18 protein-coding genes are annotated in these 19,397 nt (G+C 63.9%); 11 read left to right on the top strand and 7 right to left on the bottom strand.

What is annotated here, in order from left to right:
- Positions 1 to 7 precede the first annotated feature (7 nt).
- The 6 genes from ACFU5M_RS22255 to ACFU5M_RS22230 all read left to right on the top strand — a co-directional run bounded on the left by ACFU5M_RS22255 (position 8) and on the right by ACFU5M_RS22230 (position 8,678).
- Positions 8 to 1,153 (top strand): DNA cytosine methyltransferase, encoded by a 1,146-nt coding sequence (locus tag ACFU5M_RS22255; protein ID WP_379052247.1) that lies wholly within the window; start codon positions 8 to 10, stop codon positions 1,151 to 1,153.
- A 230-nt stretch (positions 1,154 to 1,383) separates the two neighbouring features.
- Positions 1,384 to 3,957: a Z1 domain-containing protein gene (locus ACFU5M_RS22250; protein WP_379052244.1), complete on the top strand. Its 2,574-nt coding sequence runs from the start codon at positions 1,384 to 1,386 to the stop codon at positions 3,955 to 3,957.
- The gene (locus ACFU5M_RS22245; protein ID WP_379052242.1) at positions 3,870 to 4,973 is read left to right on the top strand and encodes a PD-(D/E)XK motif protein; all 1,104 of its coding nucleotides are present in this window, start codon (positions 3,870 to 3,872) and stop codon (positions 4,971 to 4,973) included. The genes ACFU5M_RS22250 and ACFU5M_RS22245 overlap by 88 nt, the downstream gene beginning before the upstream one ends.
- Positions 4,970 to 6,955: a hypothetical protein gene (locus tag ACFU5M_RS22240; RefSeq protein WP_379052240.1), complete on the top strand. Its 1,986-nt coding sequence runs from the start codon at positions 4,970 to 4,972 to the stop codon at positions 6,953 to 6,955. The genes ACFU5M_RS22245 and ACFU5M_RS22240 overlap by 4 nt, the downstream gene beginning before the upstream one ends.
- Complete coding sequence (locus ACFU5M_RS22235) at positions 6,955 to 7,851, top strand: hypothetical protein (RefSeq protein WP_379052237.1); 897 nt, start codon at positions 6,955 to 6,957, stop codon at positions 7,849 to 7,851. The genes ACFU5M_RS22240 and ACFU5M_RS22235 overlap by 1 nt, the downstream gene beginning before the upstream one ends.
- Before the next feature lie 77 nt (positions 7,852 to 7,928).
- Entirely contained in the window at positions 7,929 to 8,678 is a 750-nt protein-coding gene (locus tag ACFU5M_RS22230) for a DUF6339 family protein (protein ID WP_379052235.1), read from the top strand.
- 90 nt (positions 8,679 to 8,768) lie between these two features.
- Here ACFU5M_RS22230 and ACFU5M_RS22225 read toward each other — a convergent pair whose 3' ends face one another.
- A complete protein-coding gene (locus ACFU5M_RS22225; protein WP_379052233.1) occupies positions 8,769 to 9,071 on the bottom strand; it encodes a hypothetical protein in 303 nt (100 codons plus the stop codon).
- A gap of 303 nt (positions 9,072 to 9,374) precedes the next feature.
- On the bottom strand, positions 9,375 to 9,869 hold the full coding sequence (locus ACFU5M_RS22220) for a DNA-directed RNA polymerase subunit beta (protein WP_379052230.1): 495 nt from the start codon (positions 9,867 to 9,869) through the stop codon (positions 9,375 to 9,377).
- A gap of 189 nt (positions 9,870 to 10,058) precedes the next feature.
- Here ACFU5M_RS22220 and ACFU5M_RS22215 point away from each other — a divergent pair, with 189 nt between their 5' ends.
- From ACFU5M_RS22215 to ACFU5M_RS22205, 3 genes are all read left to right on the top strand, one after another.
- A complete protein-coding gene (locus ACFU5M_RS22215; RefSeq protein WP_379052228.1) occupies positions 10,059 to 11,411 on the top strand; it encodes a helix-turn-helix domain-containing protein in 1,353 nt (450 codons plus the stop codon).
- Positions 11,408 to 12,031, top strand: a complete 624-nt coding sequence (locus ACFU5M_RS22210; RefSeq protein ID WP_379052225.1) for a GNAT family N-acetyltransferase — start codon at positions 11,408 to 11,410, stop codon at positions 12,029 to 12,031. Before ACFU5M_RS22215 ends, ACFU5M_RS22210 begins: the two co-directional genes overlap by 4 nt.
- A gap of 538 nt (positions 12,032 to 12,569) precedes the next feature.
- On the top strand, positions 12,570 to 12,914 hold the full coding sequence (locus ACFU5M_RS22205) for a hypothetical protein (protein ID WP_379052222.1): 345 nt from the start codon (positions 12,570 to 12,572) through the stop codon (positions 12,912 to 12,914).
- Positions 12,915 to 13,179: 265 nt separating this feature from the next.
- Here the strand turns inward: ACFU5M_RS22205 and ACFU5M_RS22200 are convergent, their stop codons facing one another.
- Positions 13,180 to 13,410 carry a DUF6400 family protein gene (locus tag ACFU5M_RS22200; RefSeq protein WP_379052219.1) on the bottom strand — a complete coding sequence of 77 codons (231 nt, stop codon included), beginning with the start codon at positions 13,408 to 13,410 and terminating at the stop codon, positions 13,180 to 13,182.
- A gap of 532 nt (positions 13,411 to 13,942) precedes the next feature.
- On the opposite strand from ACFU5M_RS22200, the gene ACFU5M_RS22195 reads away from it, so the two are divergent.
- Positions 13,943 to 14,803, top strand: coding sequence for a TIGR03619 family F420-dependent LLM class oxidoreductase (locus ACFU5M_RS22195; RefSeq protein WP_379052217.1), 861 nt, complete (start codon positions 13,943 to 13,945; stop codon positions 14,801 to 14,803).
- A gap of 129 nt (positions 14,804 to 14,932) precedes the next feature.
- Here ACFU5M_RS22195 and ACFU5M_RS22190 read toward each other — a convergent pair whose 3' ends face one another.
- The 4 genes from ACFU5M_RS22190 to ACFU5M_RS22175 are packed head-to-tail and all read right to left on the bottom strand — an operon-like array spanning position 14,933 to position 18,460.
- Positions 14,933 to 16,303, bottom strand: coding sequence for a VWA domain-containing protein (locus tag ACFU5M_RS22190; protein ID WP_379052216.1), 1,371 nt, complete (start codon positions 16,301 to 16,303; stop codon positions 14,933 to 14,935).
- A 47-nt stretch (positions 16,304 to 16,350) separates the two neighbouring features.
- Positions 16,351 to 16,584 (bottom strand): hypothetical protein, encoded by a 234-nt coding sequence (locus ACFU5M_RS22185; protein ID WP_379052214.1) that lies wholly within the window; start codon positions 16,582 to 16,584, stop codon positions 16,351 to 16,353.
- Entirely contained in the window at positions 16,581 to 17,474 is an 894-nt protein-coding gene (locus tag ACFU5M_RS22180; RefSeq protein WP_379052211.1) for an AAA family ATPase, read from the bottom strand. The genes ACFU5M_RS22185 and ACFU5M_RS22180 overlap by 4 nt, the downstream gene beginning before the upstream one ends.
- An 11-nt stretch (positions 17,475 to 17,485) precedes the next feature.
- Complete coding sequence (locus ACFU5M_RS22175; RefSeq protein WP_379052303.1) at positions 17,486 to 18,460, bottom strand: acyl-CoA thioesterase; 975 nt, start codon at positions 18,458 to 18,460, stop codon at positions 17,486 to 17,488.
- Positions 18,461 to 18,961: 501 nt separating this feature from the next.
- Between ACFU5M_RS22175 and ACFU5M_RS22170 the strand changes: the two genes are divergently transcribed.
- Positions 18,962 to 19,252: a hypothetical protein gene (locus ACFU5M_RS22170; protein WP_379052208.1), complete on the top strand. Its 291-nt coding sequence runs from the start codon at positions 18,962 to 18,964 to the stop codon at positions 19,250 to 19,252.
- Positions 19,253 to 19,397 lie beyond the last annotated feature (145 nt).

Below are 19,397 nucleotides of genomic sequence, written 5' to 3'. Positions count from 1 at the left end.
CACTGGGTTGGCAGACCACGTCACGCCGCTAAGATCGCGAGTCATGCCCTCCGATCCACACCAGCAACCGATGCCCCGTCAGGTCGACATGATCGACCTGTTCGCCGGACCCGGGGGGCTCGATGTGGCGGCACGATGGTTGGGCCTGAGCGTCTATGGGTTCGAGTGGGACAAGAACGCTTGCGCGACAAGGTCGGCTGCCGGTCTGAACGATCGCCCGCACGATGTACGTGGATTCGGACCCGAGACAGCGCCGAACGCCTGGATACTAGCCGGGGGCCCGCCCTGCCAGACGTTCACCGTCGCCGGCACCGGGGCGGGCCGAAAGGCACTGGACGAGGTCCTGCGGTACGTCGTCCGGATGGGTAACGAAGAGGACGTTTCCGCCGACCTGGCGACCCTGCAGGACGAGCGAACCGGTCTCGTACTCGAGCCCTTGCGATGGGCTCTGGCCGCACATAGCAGTGGAGATCCATACAAAGCCATTGTGCTGGAACAGGTTCCGGCAGTGCTGCCTATATGGCAAGCGATGGGCACCGTTCTGGAGAAGTTGGGGTATCACGTCACCTGCGACGTACTGCGCACCGAACAGTTCGGCGTTCCACAGACTCGGCGTCGAGCCATCCTGATCGCCAGCCTCGAAGGTAAGCGCAAACTCCCGGAAGCCACCCACCGGCCGTACCGCAAAGGTGTCGAACGCACAGCGGGTGATTCCGATCTCCTCCCCTGGGAGACGATGGACGCCGCGCTGAATCGCGGATACGAATTCCACGTCGTCTCGAACTACGGCACAGGCGGCAACCCCAAGTTACGAGGTCGTCGCCATTCTCGAGAGCCATCGGCCACGATCACCGGAAAGGTGTCTCGGAACAAGATCGTCGACGGCGCGGGGATCGCGAGCCCCCGGTTCAGCTTGGCCGAGGCGGGACGACTTCAGACTTTCCCGCTCGACTATCCCTGGTCGGGCAACGACATCGCTCAGCAGATCGGCAATGCGATCCCACCCGTACTCGCTCTGCATGTCCTGTCTGCTGCCCTGGGGAAGCAAGTGAGTCACGAGGATGCGCGAAAGGTTGTCGATCGTCCATGGATCGACACCCGTGACTCAGCGCCGCTGGACCACTTCGCGCGAGTCGGGCAGCTGTTCGTCTGACTGCTTACGCAGGTGGTCGGGCGTTGGCCCACACCTTCTGCGCCGATCCGAGCGATTACGCCGCGCTCCTGTAGCGAACGCGCGTCGACGACCGATACCTGACATCAGCGGGGTAACACTTCGTCCACTTACCCGAAGATCATCGGATCGAGCCGATACAGTTACCCGCAACGCGGGGGAGTCAAACCTCCCATCGTCGACGTAGGGGTAGCACGTAGTGGGAGATGCCGGTGAGCGATGTGATTGACGAGCAAGACGAGCTGTTCGATTTGTTCAGGTTGTTGCTCGATACCTATACGCCGGCCGAGGCGATCAAGAAGCTCCGCTTGGGTTACATGCCCGATGACGTCATCAAGCGAATAGTGGACCGTCACGAGCGAGAGGTCGTGCGCATCAAGGAGATGCGAGAGCCGCACTCCGTTGTAATCGACAACTACGAAACCTGGTACGCCGGGCCGCATCCCGATGACAAGTTGTGGCCCTCGATCAGCGCTGGGCTGGCCAAGGACGGCTGGTCGAAGACGTCCATCGACAGTCTGGACGGCTCCTCGACTCGGGTTGTCTCACTTCTACAGCATCCACGGCAGAGCACATTCTCGACGCGCGGTCTGGTCGTCGGTTACGTGCAGTCCGGCAAAACCACCAACTTCACCGCCGTGATGGCCAAGGCCGCTGATCGCGGCTACAAGCTGTTCATCGTGCTCGCAGGGATTCACAACGGCCTCCGCAGACAGACCCAAGCCCGCTTGGTCCAGCAGCTCGTGGAGCCGAACCCCACGCTGTGGTCCCAGATCACCGACCTCGATCACGATTTCCGACCAACCGCGAATCCAGCCAGCTTTTTCGGCAAATCGAACAAGACCCACGTGCTTTGTGTCGTCAAAAAGAACGCTACGGTGCTACGCAAACTGGTGAAGTGGCTCGGCGACGCTTCGGAATACTTGGCAGATTGCCCTGCGCTGATCATCGATGACGAGGCCGACCAGGCGACTGTCGCGACAAAATCGATCAATCCGTTGATTCGCCAGATCCTCAACACGCTTCCGAAGTCGGCCTACGTCGGCTACACAGCCTCACCGTTCGCGAACCTGCTGATCAATCCTGCGGCAGAGGATCTCTATCCCGAGCACTTCATTGTGAATCTGCCTCAGCCGCAAGGTCATTTCGGTACTGAGGTGCTGTTCGGCCGGTACGCGCTGGACGGCGAAGATCCAAATGAAGTCGATGATGGTTACGACATGATCCGTACTGTCCCCGATGGCGATGTGGAACTCGTCCGACCGAAGACCAGGGCGGACGCCGAAAGCTTCTACCCGACCGTCACGGAAACCCTGCGCCGCGCAGTGCTGTATTTCTGGTTGACGACCGCTGCCCGTCGAGTACGCGGCGGCGGAAATCCACATTGCACCATGCTGATTCACACCAGCGTGCGCACCGCCGTCCACAACAGCTTCCGAGACCCGATGCTGTCTCTGCGAGCCGAAGTCGGACGCAACCTGGAGGATCCGGTGCTTCGGAGCGAGTTGCGCACACTTTGGGATGAAGAGACCTCTCGCGTACCCGCCGCCGAGTTCGAAGAGAAGTTTGTCTCCTTTGATGAACTCGCGGCAGAACTGCCGGGAGTACTGCGCGATTGTCGCGTGGTGATGGACAACTCGGAGAGCACCGATCGCCTCGACTACGAGAACGGTCCCGTGGTCGCGATCGCCGTTGGCGGCAATACGCTGTCGCGTGGTCTGACGCTCGAGGGCTTATCCGTTAGTTACTTCGTGCGCTCGGTCTCCACATATGACACGTTGCTGCAGATGGGCCGCTGGTTCGGCTACCGAAAGGGCTACGCGGACTTGCCACGCATCTGGATGACCAAGGAACTCGAGGACTGGTTCCGCCACCTCGCGACGGTCGAGACCGAGATGCGTCGCGACATCGATGTGTACATGACTGAGGGCAAAACACCGATGAACTTCGCGGTCCGTCTTCGGACGCACCCCGCACTGCGGGTGACGGCAGCAGCGAAGATGAAGGACGCGGTGTCGGCATCGTCCTCCTATGGCGGACTGCGTGTCCAAACCCGATACTTCCGACTGGAACCCGAATGGCTGCTGCAAAATCAAGACGCAGCACGCCAGCTCGTGAGCGAGGCCGTACGAGTGGGTCGCGTCGAGGGAAGCGGAGCGGACGGTCGCTATCTCATCCGCGATGTGTCGAGTGACGCCGTGCTGGACTTCTTACGCGACTACCAGTTCCATGAGCGGTCGCAGGAATGCGATGCGGAGCTGATGGCCGGATACATCCAGAAGCGCATTCGGAACGCGGGGACACTCCGGCGTTGGAACATCGCAGTGGTCGGAAACTCGGCTGATGAAGCTACGGAGCGGTTCGACTTCGCACCACAGGTCGGCGTGGGAACGATCGTTCGATCTCAGATCGATTCGATCACCTCTACCCCGGACTACGCCGACATCAAGACACTGATGAGCCGTCGTGACGCAGGCCTCGATCTCGACGGCATCACGACCAGCACGAGCGAAGAAGAGATCAAGGACGCTCGTACCGAACAGCAACCCGACGCCGGACTGTTGGTGCTGTACCCGATCGACAAGGTTTCGGATCCAAAACCGCCAAAACTCAGCCGTAAACCGCTGAATGCACCAGAGCACGTCATCGGAGTAGGCCTGGTCTTCCCAAAGCCTGAGGACAACGACAGCACCGTTGCATGGGAGGCCAACTACGTCTCGGCAGACCTGTCCGGCGTCGAGATCGAGGAGGAGGACTTCAGCGCCCTCGAAGCCGAGGACATCTGATGTCGTCCGAGATCCGAGGAGTGCTGGACGATCACTGGCGACGCCTCGAACACCACCCGCCATCGATGGAGTCGGTCGTTGCCGTCTCCGAGCTACCCGTTCCGACGTCGAACGGGTCGCTGGCGGCCGCGCTCGACAGCGCAGGCAACCGGCACCTGCTCGTGCCGGTCGGAGCGCATCAGAACATACGCAAAGGCCTCAACGGACCGGTCCTGATGTTGCACAAGCGGACCCTCGATGACGACCGGGCGAGACACGACTACGCCGATCTGGCCTGTCTTCGTCCGGATCTCAGCGACATCTTCACAACGCTGTGCGGTGATGTACTCATCGCCACCGAGGCGGCTCCCGAGAATCCGCTGAAGGTTCTCAACCGAGTACTCGATCGGTGGAAGGCGCTGTTCCAGAACCCTGGTCCGCCGTTGGGTCCGGAGCAACGAGCCGGACTGTTCGGTGAACTGATCGTGCTGGCGCGCCTTCTCGAACATGACAGCAGTGCTCACCTCTTGTGGAGAGGGCCGTCGGGCTATCGTCATGATTTCGCGACCGACGCGGGCGCCATCGAGGTGAAGACATCGACAAGCACCAACGGTCGTCAGATCCGAATCCACGGCCTTGATCAGTTGGAGCCTCCTGCCAACGGTACCCTGGGGCTGGTCTGGGTTCGGCTGGAGCCGACCGTGCGTGAAGGAATCGGCTTCCTCGATCTGATCAATCGCGTGCTCGAGCTATCCGACGACGAGACGGCCGTTCTCAATCAGCTGGCATCAATCGGGTACCGCAAAGCTGATGACGACCACTACCGCCATGCCCGGTACCAGGTCGACGAACAGCGCTGGTACAACGTCGATATCGCGTTTCCGAGATTGACCACTATCGACCTGGCAGCAGCCTCGGTCTCCGCAAATGTGCGCGATGTCGACTACACGATCGACCTCTCGGGTGACACGCCTGGCCCCATGGAGGACAGCCAAGTGGAACGACATATCCGGGTGATGATCGAGGAGCATGTGTGAACCCGCCTGCCTGGGTATCCCAACCGTTTCCGCCGGAAGGCGCCAGCGCCGCAGAAGGCATCAGAAATCAACTCGGCAAGCCTGAACTCGACCACCTGACCATCCTGGTGCGTGAATCAGTGCAGAACAGCTGGGATGCTCGCCGCAGTGATGACGCTTCGGTGGACTATCGCATCGATCTTCGGACCGTCAGCGCTGCCGATGCACCCGCCTGGAGGGACAATCTGCTGCGTCGGGCTCCTGCGAAGCAGGTTCTTCCGCTACGTGACTCATTGCAGCAGCCCACTATCCGCGTGTTGTCGATTTCGGATCGAGGAACCCGAGGACTCGGAGGGCCGACGCGAGCCGATGCAGTCACTGAAAGTCGACGTGATTTCGTTGCCTTTCTTCGCAATATCGGTGAACCACGTGATCAGGAATTAGGCGGCGGCACCTACGGTTTCGGCAAGGGCATCCTGTATCTCGTCTCGAAATCGGGCACGATTCTGGTGCACACCAGATGTCAATACGAGGGTCGCTATGAGACCCGCCTGATGGGGGCCGCGCTGTGGAAGAGCTATGACGCGAAGGAATCCGACCGCGAACGGCGCTATACCGGTAGGCACTGGTGGGGTGACACATCTGGGGACGTGATCGAGCCACTCCTCGGTGCCGAAGCCGACGCGATGGCCCGAAAACTAGGACTACGGCCGTTCGAGGCCACCGAGACCGGAACGACGATCGTGATCCTCGATCCGGATCTGGAGGGTGCCGAACCTGCGAACGTAGCCCGTTATCTCGCGGAGACGATCACGTGCCAGCTGTGGCCGAAGATGATGCCTCACCGGAGTGGCGTTGTTCCGATGCGGTTCTCGGTGACTTGTGACGGTATCGAGTACAAGGTGCCGGAACCCGCTGAGATGAAGTCGCTGCGCTTGTTCGTCTCGGCCTATCGAAAGATGGTCGGCAGCGAGGCACAAGAATTGCACTGTCGCAGGCCGAAGAAGCTGCTCGGGCGGTTTGCCTTGCACCAGTCGATGGCGCAGCGGTTCGAACCCACCGACGCCGAGAGAATGGCGGGCTTCGAGAACGGCATGGTGCATCACGTCTGTTTGATGCGCCCGGCCGAACTGGTGGTGACGTATTGGCCCGGTCCCAAACCCGCGAGCGAGTACTCCGCGTATGCGGGTGTCTTCCGCGCCGATCCCGCGATGGACGAAGTATATGCGGCGGCTGAGCCACCGACTCATGACAATTGGAACTATCAGTCACTGGACTATCCCGACTACTCCTTCGTCAAGATGACCTTCGTACGCATGAGAGAAGCTGTCGAAGAGATGTTCGGGCCGCGTGGTAGTAGCGGGGTCGAGGTCGCTCGGGTGTCTCTCGGAGCGGCCAGCGAACGACTCTCGCCTCTGGTGGGCGGCGCGTGGGGCATCGGGGCGGCCACCGACTACGGCAAACCAGGTGACACCGCGCCGCCCGCTCGGCCGACACCCGCGCGGCGCCCGAGTGGACGACGGCAAGAGGTCGAAGAGTTGGAGCCCCCGGACACCGCGAGCGTCGGAGGACGTAAACCTGGCGACTCGGCCGGGCATGCGCGAGATACCGATCCTTCCGACCTCGACCCATTCGCCGAGCCCGCAAAGCTCGTCAAACAAAGGCGGCGACGCCCGAAGATCGAATATATCGGTGAACCCGAGCCCGAAGAACTGTGGGGAAATGCCGTGGTAGTGCAGCGTTTCCGGGTGCCGGTAGGCATTCCGCAACGAGTCACCGTCGATCTGGCCGTTGCCCTGAACAGTGACGGTGGCCTCGAGATGGACCCGCCCGCCGGTGCCGAGATGCCAGGTCTCGTCGGTTGGCAGGACCCACACGGGGAGATCCATCAGGTGCCGTCATACGTCATCGAAGGCGGCGACGGCCAGATCTGGAAAGCCGTGGTGAAGCCTGCGGCCGACACCATGACCGATATCGTGCTCTACACCGAGGCGGTCGGCTGATGGCCCATCGCGTTCTTCCCTACAAGAAGCCGTCACCGACCGCCGTACAGGCAGGTGAGTGGTTGCTGTCGGTCGACGGCAATGAACTGCCGCTGCCGGAGTCCTACCCCCATTGGGACTATCAGACAACACTGAGTCTGCGCCGAGTTATCACCGTCGATCTGCGCCGAGTCCTTGCCGAATCGACATTGGACCCGAGTACCGAACTCGTGCTGGCCGCGATCTGGACATCTACCGGATCGAAACTTAGAGGAACGGTGATGCGCACAGCGGTGCCCGAGAACGGCGAAGTTGAACTACGAGCCGATCTTCCGGGCGCGGACCTAGGCGGTGTCGTGCTGTTAGACACCGCGCTGGTACTTGCGCGGCGCCGACACGGCGGTGGTCGCCCGGTAGCACCCCGCCGCGGTGGCTCGGTTCTGTGGAGTGACCGAAGCCAGATTCGCCTCCAAGGTGATGCTCCCCAATTCCCGGTCGCCATAGTTGATTTCGACCGCACAAACTTTCCCGGCGGCGCTGCGTGGCATTTGGAGATCGGCACGAACCTCGATGCGGCGACGATGGGCTCTCTCCTTCTGCTCGTCAATGAAAAAAAGACCGTCATCACAGAAGCCCTCCAACGCGCAGGCAGCCCGCGTGTAGAAGACAAAATCGCCCTGTCCGCGCTCTATGCCGACGTGGCTCGCACCATGGTGGACCACGCCCTGCGCCTCGCCGAGTTCGGCGATGAGTCCCACTACATTGATGAAACCTTGGGTGCCACACTGCAGGAACTATTCGGCCGACTGTTTCCTGGCCGGTCGATCACGGACATCCGGCTGGCAGCACAAGAGTCCCCGAACCTGTTCGCCTCCGAGTTGCAGGCGGCCGTGAAGATTTTCGAGGGGGTCGCATGACACTTCTGTACCCTCGGTTGCTCCGCCACCGCGCGAAACTGCTCGCAACCGAGTACAAAGAACTCACCCCGCTCGACTTGCACGACCGTTGGGCGATCGCGGACGAATCAGCGGTGTTTGTTGCGACCGGTGGCACCCGAGTCGACCAGGAGAAGTTGCGATCCCTTCGCGACATCGTCATCGACCTGGCCAAGGAGTCCGGCTTCCCGGAGCCACCTGACGCCCGCCAAAAGGTTTCCTTCGATCTCAGCCTCGCCGTTGCATTGCACAAGGAAATGCGAATCGCGCCTGCGGAAGCCGCTGCCGGCGATGTGTGGGCGTTTCTGGCATTGATCGTCCTACCCGACGTCGCCCACTGGCGCTATCCTAGACCGCCGGTCGACAGAGTCCTCGGCTCCGATCTCACTCGTCATGTGTTCGGTAGGATGTGGTGGCGAGCGCACCTCGTGTACTCCCCAGCCGATTCCGACCCGTATTCGGCGCTGCAAGTCCTCGGCGAAGCAGCATTCGACCAGATCTACGCGCGGCGCGCAGCCTTGGGCGGCAGTCCGCACCTGATCAAGTCGATCCTGCGAGTGTGGCGACGCATGGATCTGAAAGGGCTGACCGACCGGGAGATACTGCGAGATTTCCTGAAGCGGCTGCTTCGCCTGGCTCCGTTCGTCGTCTTCGAAGCACTGGACGAATCAGCGCTGGACGAAGAACTTGTGGAGATCGCGAAGGAAACAGTTGTCGGAGTGCTGTCGGCAGGCGGGCGGATGCCTGCCGAAGAAGCAACAGTCCGCGCAGCACATGTATTCGGCGAATCGGGCTCTCCCTCGCCGTAGTCCGAAGGCCTCGTCGCGGCGACTACGCATCGTCACAGCATTGGGGCCGCTGCGTGGCATGCTCGGCGACCGATCGTCCGCGACACCTGGCTAAGGCGGGGTCTGGAGGTTCAGCAGCGCTGGTATCAACAGGTCCAACGGTGATACCTCCTCGGCTACTGCGAGACCTTCAATAATCGGATCGAGGACCGGCGCGGCGTACAACCGTCCGGCGTCGGGGCCGGCCACGTTGCGCGCACTGACGATCAACTCGTACAGCACCACGGCGAACAGGCGCGCACGGTCGGCGTCGCCGAGTCTACGACCGACGTGCGTGTTGGCGGCCTTGCCGAGTGTGGTCAGCACGTCGGTGAGCACATCGATCTCCGCCTCCGCTCTGGCGTCGGAGTTCATGGTTGTGACCACCGGTCATCGGGAACGCACAGGTCGGTTGGGCGTGGCGCGGCGATTTCGGCCTGAAACAGAGCACGGTCATCGACTACGCGAACGCCGATCCATGGGCACCGATCGTGTGCCGCACCGACCGGTGCAGCATGCGGTGCGATCCGGCCTGAGACAAGTGGCACAACAAGGTCGCAGCAGGTCTTCGACGGGCAGCGCACTGCCAGGAGTTCGCCGGTCGCGTGGTCGAACTTCGCCACACCACAATGAGTGGCGGTGATCCATGGTTCGCATTCCGGACCGCACCCGTGCGCGTCATCCGGCATGGCGTACCAGCCCCCTCCGCTTGCTGGTCTGCTGCACAACACATTCCCGAATTGCAGCAACCACGGCGCGTGCAGACGGGCGGAACGAGTCGCGCGGCGGCTGTACCCATGCACGGAACAAACCTGGGCGCCGGCCCGGACCGGGAAGAGCGATCATCCCTCCACTGCGGATGATGGATACCTGCAACCGCGACATCTCCGCGAATAATCCGATCGCATCGGGAAGATCCGCATGCGCCAGGAAGGTCCAGCGTTGAGAGCGCGGATGCGTCAGAATCGGACCTGTCTCCTGTTCATGGCACTGCATCTGTGCCTTCACCTCGGAACCGATGAAGGCGGGCATCATGAATCCGCACACGACGCCGGTACGAATCACGATCCTCCCCGTATGCGGCGGGTCTACCTCAGCGGGTAGATCACACACCGTCCGGTAGAAGTGGCACACCGACAACGGCGTGTCCTTGATGTCGTTCGGCAAACTCATTCGGTGTCCCTCCGGCTGGATCAACGTGGTAGGCACCCACCGCCGGGGACTCTGTGAAAGTCTGGATTCGACCCGGCGGCGGGGCCTCCTCCAGCGTCGCCGAGTTCGGCGTGCGATCCCAGACATGAAAGCCGCACGAACGTAATACGCTTGCGCCACCAAGCATGCAGGGGCGAACAGGGGGTGAGCATGATTGTCAGCAAATGGACGAAGGTAGAGGTCAGGGCACTGCGCTCGGCGGCCCTTCGGCTGACGCAGGAGCAGTTCGCGGAGCGAACGGGCTTTCAGGTGGCGACGATTCGCAAGTGGGAGCGCGCCACTGCGGACAAGCCAGTACGCAATGACTCCGCAAGCGCACTGGATACGGAACTCGCTCGGCTCACGGACGAACAGCGCGCCCGTTTCCGCGCCGAGATCAACGACGTACGCGAGGCGGCAACATCGTTGATTCGTCGGCTGCCCACCAGCGCAGCGGACGATAGCCTGGATAGGGATATGAGCGACCAGCGCGGCGCGGCGGAAATCGAGGTTGATGTGAAGCGACGCGAATTCGGAATTCTGATGGGCGCTGCCTTCCTGGCGCCGGCGGGCGACACCGACACTGTTCCGCCGCGCATCGGTGTCGCCGACGCGCGGCGGCTCAACGACTTCGCCGCCTACCTCGGACGCCGCGAACAGGACATCGGCGGCGCATCACTGGTGGAGACCGCCGTCCAAGCCCTAGAAACCGCAAAGCACCTGCTCGACACATGCGCTTTCTCCGTGGAAGCCGGGCGCGAATTTATCCGTGCCACAAGCGAACTCGCGACCATCGCGGGGTGGCTCGCCTACGACTCCGACCTGTATCCGCTCGCTCGCCGCTGCTACGCCGACGCTTTCAGCTTGGCGAACCAGGCGGGTGACGACCCACTCACCGTGCATGTGTGCATGAACGCCGCACTGCTGGCGGTCTCACGGTTACGCAACGAGGAGGCCAACCCGCATCGTGCGCTCAATCTCGCCGGCCGCGCCCGGCAACTCGCGCGAGGCCATGCTCACGAGCCCAGCCGCATCCATGCCCTCATCGCCACACGAGAGGCACAGGCGTACGGAGTTCTCGGTGACCGGGCCGCGTACCGCAAAGCTATCGCCACAGCTTGGCGAGAATTCGACTTTGCGGTGGATCACGAGTCGCGTGAGGATTGCCCGCCATGGCTGCGCTTCGTCAACGCCACCGAAATCAGGTACCACGAAGCCCGAGCCCACGGGCGTTTAGGCGAGCACGCAAAATCCGCTGATCTGTTCGACGGACTCGCGCTGGAACACGCCGGAGCCCGCAACTCCGCGAGCTATCGCGCAGGTTCGGCGACGGCGCTGGCGAAGATCGGCGATGTACAAACTGCCGTCGATCAGGGGATATCGGTGCTCGCAGACCTCGAAGGGGCGGTGTCCTCCACTCGCATCCTGCGAAGGCTCGAATCGGTTCGTGCCGCGGCCGAAGGCCGATCCGAGGAGTTCACGACCCGATTCGATGAGCTGGCAGAGAGAGTGGTCACAGCATGAGCCCCGAGCGATCCGGGCCGATAGAGGGCATTGGTCTCCAGCACTACACCGCCGCACAGGCGCGCGAACTGCGCGGCGAAGTCGAGTTGATCTTCCGGGACTCCTACGTCGATGCGATCGAGTCCGGCGCAGAGTTCGAGTCGCCCGAGGCGTTCATGCACCGGTTCGACGCCTACACCGATCCCGCCCGCGCGGGTGCGTTCGAGTTGGTGATCGCTCGTCTCGATGGCGAACTCTGCGGGCAGGCGTGGGGTTGGCCGCTCACCGCCGAGACCGCGTGGTGGGAAGGACTGCGACTCGACGAAGGTGACCACACGGTGTTCACGGTCGAGAACGGTTCGCGCACATTTGCTTTCAGCGAGGTCATGGTGCGCAAGCAGTTCACCGGAAGGGGTATCGCACGGACTCTGCACGACGAACTGCTCGCGAACCGGCCCGAGCAGCGCGCCACACTCCTGGTCCGCCCGGACAATCATCGGGCGTACCGCAACTATCGCCGGTGGGGGTGGTATCGCGTCGGCACTCTCCGACCGGGTTGGCCGGGTGCCCCGCGGTTCGATGTTCTGGTGCGCGATCTTCAGCAGCCTCGCGTGGACCAGCGGGGTGCTGCCACGTACTGACGAACGAGCGGTCATCGGCGAATGCACCGCACCCGGAACCGAGTTCGGGTCGCATCCGGATAGGACGCTGTCTCAGCGACCGAGTCACGGCAGGAGCTGCGCGATGATCTCGGTCAACTGCTTGACGTTCCGGCACTCGCGCATTGTCACGCACTTCGCGTTGATGAGTTCTTCCGGTTGTTCGGCGCGTACTTCGGCATGGGACGATCCTTGGGGCCTGAGCGGGAAAAAACATTCTGGCAATTGGCATTTCACGAACCGCGGATCGATCGTGCGCGCTCTGGCTCGTTGCTAGCATCGGGCGGTTCGTGACCGTGGTTTCGGGTGGACCGGAAGGGGAGGAATGAGCGGCGCATCGGGCTGCGATCGTCAGAAGCGGGCTATGGCGTCGCGGCGTGTCTCGTACACCTTGCCCGCCTTGGTGGCTATGGCGCTTGTGTCGAGTGGGTGCGGGGCTGGTGGCACCGCCGCGCCTCGCCCGATCGTCACCACGATCTACGCGACCACCTCGAAGTCCCCGCCTCGCACGACTCCACCGGTGACCACCACTACCCCACCGTCGACGACCACTTCTCGGATCACCCCGACCACCGACACCGCGCAGCCGATCCACGTCGGGATCTGTGTCGACCAGACAACGGACACCCGGGTGATCGATGACCTCTGCGACACCACCGATAGCCGCTACGCCCCTTTCTGGTATCGGCACGCCGACGCCCTGGTGTACCCGGCGGTCGGCGCCGCGGTGGTCCTGGCCGCCGGGACCTTCTTGCGCCCGAGCGGAACCGCAGTCCACGACCGAGGCGTTCCGACCAGTGGCGGCACGATTCAGCGCGGCGTGCTCGGCAAGGGCCGTCCTGGCACCGGCGGCGTCGGCTCGTAGCCAACCTGATGACCGGTCGCAACAGCGATCTCGGAGGGAGTCGATCGCCACATCGTCTCGGGTTCCTACCTGCCGATGCGGTGCTCATGTCCGTCGCTCCCGCGCAGGCTCAGCCCCCCGGTCGAGCCTCGGATAGCCGCGTGGCCAACTTCGAAAATGGCCGGGGAGCCGCATCACCGCGCATCCATCGAATCTCAGCCGGGGGGCAGCCAGGTCACGAGGCGGCGTCCCGAACGCCTGTCATGGTTCGTACTCGGCGGTGGGATCAGTCGGCGACCTTGCGCGTCGCCCGATCCGGCAGGATCCCGGCCCCGACGAGTTCCTCGTAGATCCGCTGCTGCTCATCGTCGAGATTCGAGTACAGCATGTCGTTGGCCAGCTCTTCTTCGGCGAGCACCGCGACCGGATCCCAGTCGTCCCCGAGCGCCGCGACGACGGCGCTGCGCCGTCGTGCCTCGTCCAGCGTGAGGTCGTAAGCAAAATTGTGGTCGGCCATTCAGGCATCTCCAACCAGGTTCTTCCGAAGCGAAGTGACGACGATGCCCAACCACGCCCGCTCGGGCAATGACCTGGATCACATATGACGGTGGGAATTCGTCACATCCGGCCGTGTGACCTGAGCGTCCGGTGACGAGCGTCGCGAAGTCGTCGACCACTACCTGACCTGAAGCTCTGCGCGCGACCGCGATTCGGGATCGTCGCCGTTGCGGCCGGATGATCGCGGCTCGCCTGAGCTGCGTCGAGGTTGCCGACGAAGATCCTACTGCGCCCGGTCTTGCCTTGACGTCGACGACAAGGTTTACCGTTGCGACGCTGGCGTGGTGAGGAGGTCGCATCTCGGTCGGGCAGGTGGCGGATCGTTCCGGGACGAGCGCTCGCATGTTCGAGGTGTTACGGACGGCAGAGTCTGGTGCGCTGGCAGCGAGCGCGCGGGCCGCATCGCGGCCTCCGCGTACGTGCTGACTCACCCGACAGCTCCGAACTGCGCCGATGGTTCCGCCGCCGATGCGCATACAGAGGAGTGGCTTGTGAAATTCTCGATCAGCTACAACACGCTATTCAACGGGACCGATCCCGATCGACTCGTCGGGTTTGCCCAGCATGCCGAGAGGTGTGGTTTCGAGGCCCTGTATCTCCAGGACCACATCGTTCTGTACCCCGGCGCGTCGTACGGTGCCGGAGAACTGCCCCCGACGTCGCCCTACTTCGATCCGCTGGACTGCCTGAGCTTCGTCGCCGCAGCTACGCAACGGCTGCTGCTCGGCACCGGCGTCCTGTTGCTGCCATATCGTCATCCGGTGGTTCTTGCCAAACGCTTGGCCACCATCGATGTCCTGTCCAAAGGTCGCATGCGACTGCTCACCGTCGGCCTCGGCGCCCTGCCGGGCGAAGCGCAGGCGATGGGAGTCGATTTCCACACCCGCGGTCGCCGCGCTGACGAGGCGATCGATGTGTTGCGGCTGCTGTGGTCGGGCGGCCCCGAGGGGGTCGGGTATGACGGTGAGTTCTACGCCTTCGACAATCTCTGCAGCTACCCGAAACCACTCGAAGTAGCGGAGCTTCCGATCCACGTGGGCGGATCCAGCCGGGCTGCCGCCCGCCGCGCCGGTCTACGCGGAAACGGCTACTTCGCGGGCGGAATGCTCGACGACGCGGAGCGCGAGCTGCAAATCCAGCTGGCGCGCAAGGCGGCCGCGGAAGCGGGCCGTGACCCCGCCGCCCTGGAGTACACCCGCTGGGGCTCTGCCGATCTCTCGGTCGAGCAGGTCCAGCAACTCGCGGAACATGGCGTCACCCGGATCGTCGTAAACCTGCCTCCGGTGACCGCCGACGAGCAGCACGACCGATTGTCGCAATTCGCGGAACGATTCGCTCTCGTGACGAACTAGCGCGCCTGTCAGGCAACCTTCGGTAGGTGATTCGGGAGCCGGCATTCGAATCCGATGGCGAAGTCGCGCAGGTGCGCCTTCGATGCGGTGGGGGCGAGCCATCGCCCTCGCCGGAACGTATTCGCGGCCCTACGCAGGTAGTAACCGCGCGATGACCTCGGTCAACTGCTGGACGTTCCGGCACTCGTGCATCGTCACGCACTCCGCGTACACGAGGGCTGCGGAGTCCCCCGTCGACCACGACCGCGAGGGTTCCGGATTGAGCCAGTAGGTGTGTTTCGCTCGGTCGGCAATCGTCCGCACCGCGTTGAGATTCGGGTCCGTGCGGTTGGTCCGCCCGTCGCCGAGGATGAGCACCGACGTGCGCGGACCGAGCGCGTCGGCGTAATTGTCGAGGAACCCTTGGAAGGCTTCGCCGTAGTTGGAGCTGCCGAAGCGAGCGACCTTCGTGGAGCGAACTATTCGGGCAGCTGTGCCGGGAGTCGGCGGTTCGCCGGGGGTGAAGAAGTGGGTGATCTCGTCGCAGGTGTCGACGAAACCGAAACTGCGGACTTTGCTGAACTGGTCTTGCAAGGCTTGGATCAGTTGGAGGGTGAATTCGGCGAAGCCGGTGACCGAGCCGGAGATGTCGGCGAGGACGACCAGGTCGGGGCGGCCGTGTTTGCGGGCACGCAGGACCGGGTCGATCGGGACGCCGCCGGTGGACATCGAGCGGCGCAGGGTGCGGCGCAGGTCGATCTGGCCGCGCACGGCTTTGCGACGGCGGACGGCGAGGCGGGTGGCGAGTTTGCGGGCCAAAGGGTGGACCAGTCGGCGCATTTCGGCGAGGTCTTGTTCGCGGGCGCCGAGGAAATCGATCTGGTCGGTGCTGGTGTCGACGCCGCGGCGGGCGATGTATTCGGTGCCGCGCAGTTGCGCCGAGCGCAGCCGGGCCTCGGTCTGGACGGCGGTGCGGAATGCGGCGAGGCGGCGGGTGGCTTCGATGGTGTGAACGGTGGTGTCGAGTCGGGTGGAGCCGTTCATGCCCGCGACGATGCGATCGACGAGTTCTTCCGGGCGTAGGGCTTTCATGGTCAGGTAGGAGGACCAGCCGGCACCGGACGCGGTGGTGACCGGTGCGGAGGACTGCCCGGTTCCCGCGCCGCCGTAGCCGCCGAGTTCGGTCAGCGCTTGGCGAGCCAGTTCGGCGACCGATTCCGAATCGTCCTGTGCCAGTGCGTGGACGAGCCGATCGCGCAGCGCTTCGATGGATTCGGGTGTCGACGGGTCGGCGGACTGTGGCTGCTGCGCGGTCAGGAAGTAGAGGTCGAAGAGCTGATCGAACACGGCACGTTGGCTATTGCGGCGCAGCAGGCAGGCTGCCATGCCGGAGCGCAGGCGGTTACGGTCGGCGATTCCGAGGGCGACCATCGCCTCGGCCGCGTCGATGGTTTCGCTGGGTCCGGCGTTGATTCCGTGGTCGCGTAGCAGGCCGACGAACTCGACGAGCCGGTCGGTCATCGAGTCGGGACGGCTCTTCGCCTGCCTCTCGGATCGTTCCGCCGTACTCATGGTTCGCCGCGACTTGTCGAGGTCAGGCGATCGGCCGTCCAGCGGTTGGGTCTCGCTGCCAGATCATCACGGCCGCCGGTACGGGTGGGATCTGGTCCGGTTACGAGGCCCGGTTGCGCAGCGCCCATGGCAGGCTCCGATGCGGCGACGATGATCCCGGTTGCGGGAGGCGTGGCATCAACCGGAGCGACGAAATCGGACCCGGCCGCATGATCGAGCACCAGCGTCATTGTGCCGCCTTCCCCTGCTCGGCGTCGATATCGAGGAGCCCGAGTTCCTCGATCGCCGAGCGATGGTCGGACTGATACTTCAAGAGCACACCGAGCGTCGAGCGGACAACGCTGCCACTCAGGTTGCGCGCACCGAGGGCGACCAATGTCCTCGCCCAGTCGACGGTCTCGGCGATCGACGGAGCCTTCCGCAACGAGAGCTGACGCAACGCGCCGACCACGCGGACCACCGGCTCCCCCAGCGCCTCGTCCAGCTCCGGAACCCGCATCCGCACGATCGCCCGCTCCAGCTCCGCTGTCGGGTAATCGATGTGCAGATAGAGGCAGCGGCGCTTGAGCGCTTCGGACAGTTCGCGGTGGGCGTTGGACGTCACGATGACGAACGGCTTGCGCACGGCGGTGACGGTGCCCAGTTCGGGGATGCTCACCTGATAGTCGCCGAGCACCTCGAGCAGTAGCCCTTCCAGCTCCACATCGGCCTTGTCGAGTTCGTCGATGAGCAGCACCGTGGGACGTGGGTTGCGAATGGCGGCCAGTAACGGGCGGGCGAGGAGGAACTCCTCGGTGAAGACGTGGTCGCGGGTGCTGTCCCAGCCTTCGTCGTCCGTGGCGGTGATGCGGAGCAGTTGCTTGGCGTGGTTCCACTCGTAGAGGGCGCGGGCCTCGTCGATGCCCTCGTAGCACTGCAGGCGTACCAGGTCGGACGTGGTCGCGGCGGCGACGGCCTTGGCCAGCTCGGTCTTGCCGACGCCCGCCGGACCCTCGATCAGCAGAGGCTTGCCGAGGTGGCCCGCGAGGAACACGGCGGTGGCGATATCGAGGGACGGGAGGTACCCGGTCTCGGTGAGGCGCTCGGTCACCTCATCGACCGACACGAAGAACTTACTCATCGGTAACTAGCTTAGACGGGTCCCTGTATCCGGAAATGACTCGGCTCGGCGTCGGACGGCACGGCGCTCGCCGTGGTGAACGGTTCGACCAACGACCGCAGTTCGATCAGGTGCCTGCCGTGCGCGTCGAGCGCCCGATCCTCTCCGGAAACCGGGTCCCACTGCCGCACGGCTCGCGCTTTTCCGTCGTCGTCCACCGCGACGACCACGGCGAGGCCGTGCGCCGCCAGCGCGGGTTCGTCGGAATGCGCGTCGGTGGAGGTGACGTGCACGCTGACATGCATGCTGCGCGGGCCGGTGTGGATCAACCGCGCGGTGACCTCGACGACGTGACCGATCACGATCGGCCGGTAGAAGCGGATCCCGCCGAAGTAGGAGGTGAGGACGCGCTGCCCGGCCCAGTCCGCGCCGCACACGTACGCCGCCTCGTCGATCCACCGCATCGTCCGGCCACCGTGCACCTTGCCGCCCCAGTTGATGTCCGAAGGCGCTGCGAGGAACCGCAGCGTGGCGCTCGGCGCGGTGCCCTCGGAGGTGTATCGCTGCGCGGCCATCGCCTCTTCGATGTGCTTGCGCACCGAGATGCGGGCACGGGCCTGCCGGTGCCGCTGCGATTCGAGCAGCGTCGTCGGATTCCATTGCGGGACTTCGACGGTGCGCCGGTCGTCGTCCACCGCGACGAAGATGGTCAGGCATTGCGCCGACTGCACCGGCTTCACCCGGGTGGGATCGGTCGAATAGACCGTGACGAGGATATGCATGCTGGTGCGGCCGGTGTGGACCAGACCGGCATGCAATTCGACCAGCTCACCGACCGCGATGGGCCGGTCGAGATGGATGTTCCCGACGTAGGCGGTGACGCAGTAGCGGCCGCTCCACTGGGCCGCGGCCGCGTAGGCGACTTTGTCGATCCACTCGAGGAGTTTGCCGCCGTCGACCGATCCCACGATGCCCGCGTCGGCGGGTTGGACGAGAAAGCGGTGGATCGCCTCGGGACGCCGACCGGCCGAAGCCGGATTCGAGACGGTCGCGTGCGGGTCGATATCGGTGGGGTTGGGCAAGGCTCACCATCCGTTCGGTCAGAGAATCTTCGGCTACCTGACCCCGTTGTCCGGGAGAACCTTAGGCCCCGGCATCGGTACGAGCGAGTAACGAGCCGGCGACCGGGCAAGACCAGCGCGACCTCACATCATCGAGAGTTCCGACGTCCTCGTGAATCACCATGTGACCGGTCCGCGATCGACCAGCAACTCGCATAGGGGCAGCCCCTAATGCCGCGGTTCGATTTGGCCCGCAGGGGAGGAAACACCCGTGACCTTTCGCGGCAAGTGCGCAAGAGTGAAGTCGTGCAGTCGTTGCCCCGTCGGTAAGCGCGACCGCGAGGCGGTGGCCGTGGATCCGAACCTGTCCTCGGGGGTTAGGCCGTGGACAGGCCCGCACGGGGGATGGCGGGCGGAACGCTCGCCGCAGAGTCGAAAGGATTTACGTTGTTCTCCACAATCAGCGCACGCCGCATCTCGGCCCGAGTGGCCGTCGCCGCTGCGATCGCCGCAATCCCGTTGACCGCGATGGCGATGCCGGCCTCGGCTACCCCGAGTACCCCCGGGGTCGCTCAGGTCCGGTACGACCCCTATTACAACCGGTGCGATTTCGGTCCGTTCCAGAACTGGAGTTGCAACAACAACCCGCTATTCGGTTGGGGCTACAACCAATACGGCGGCCCCTTCGGGCAGGGTTACGGACAAGGGTTCGGGCCGGGCATGTTCGGCAGCAGTTAGGAAGCCGCGAAGACGCGGGTGGCCCGCACCGGAATACCGAGCGGGCCCCCCCCCTGTATCAGGAGTTCAATTAGGCGGTGTAGGTGTTGGGTCCAACCACCCCGCGCATCCGGCCGCGCCGCTTGGCGCCGGTGTCCACGGTCGG

Source organism: Nocardia sp. NPDC057455 (assembly GCF_042802775.1).
Lineage (GTDB): Bacteria > Actinomycetota > Actinomycetes > Mycobacteriales > Mycobacteriaceae > Nocardia.
This window is presented reverse-complemented; position numbering and strand designations above follow the sequence as displayed.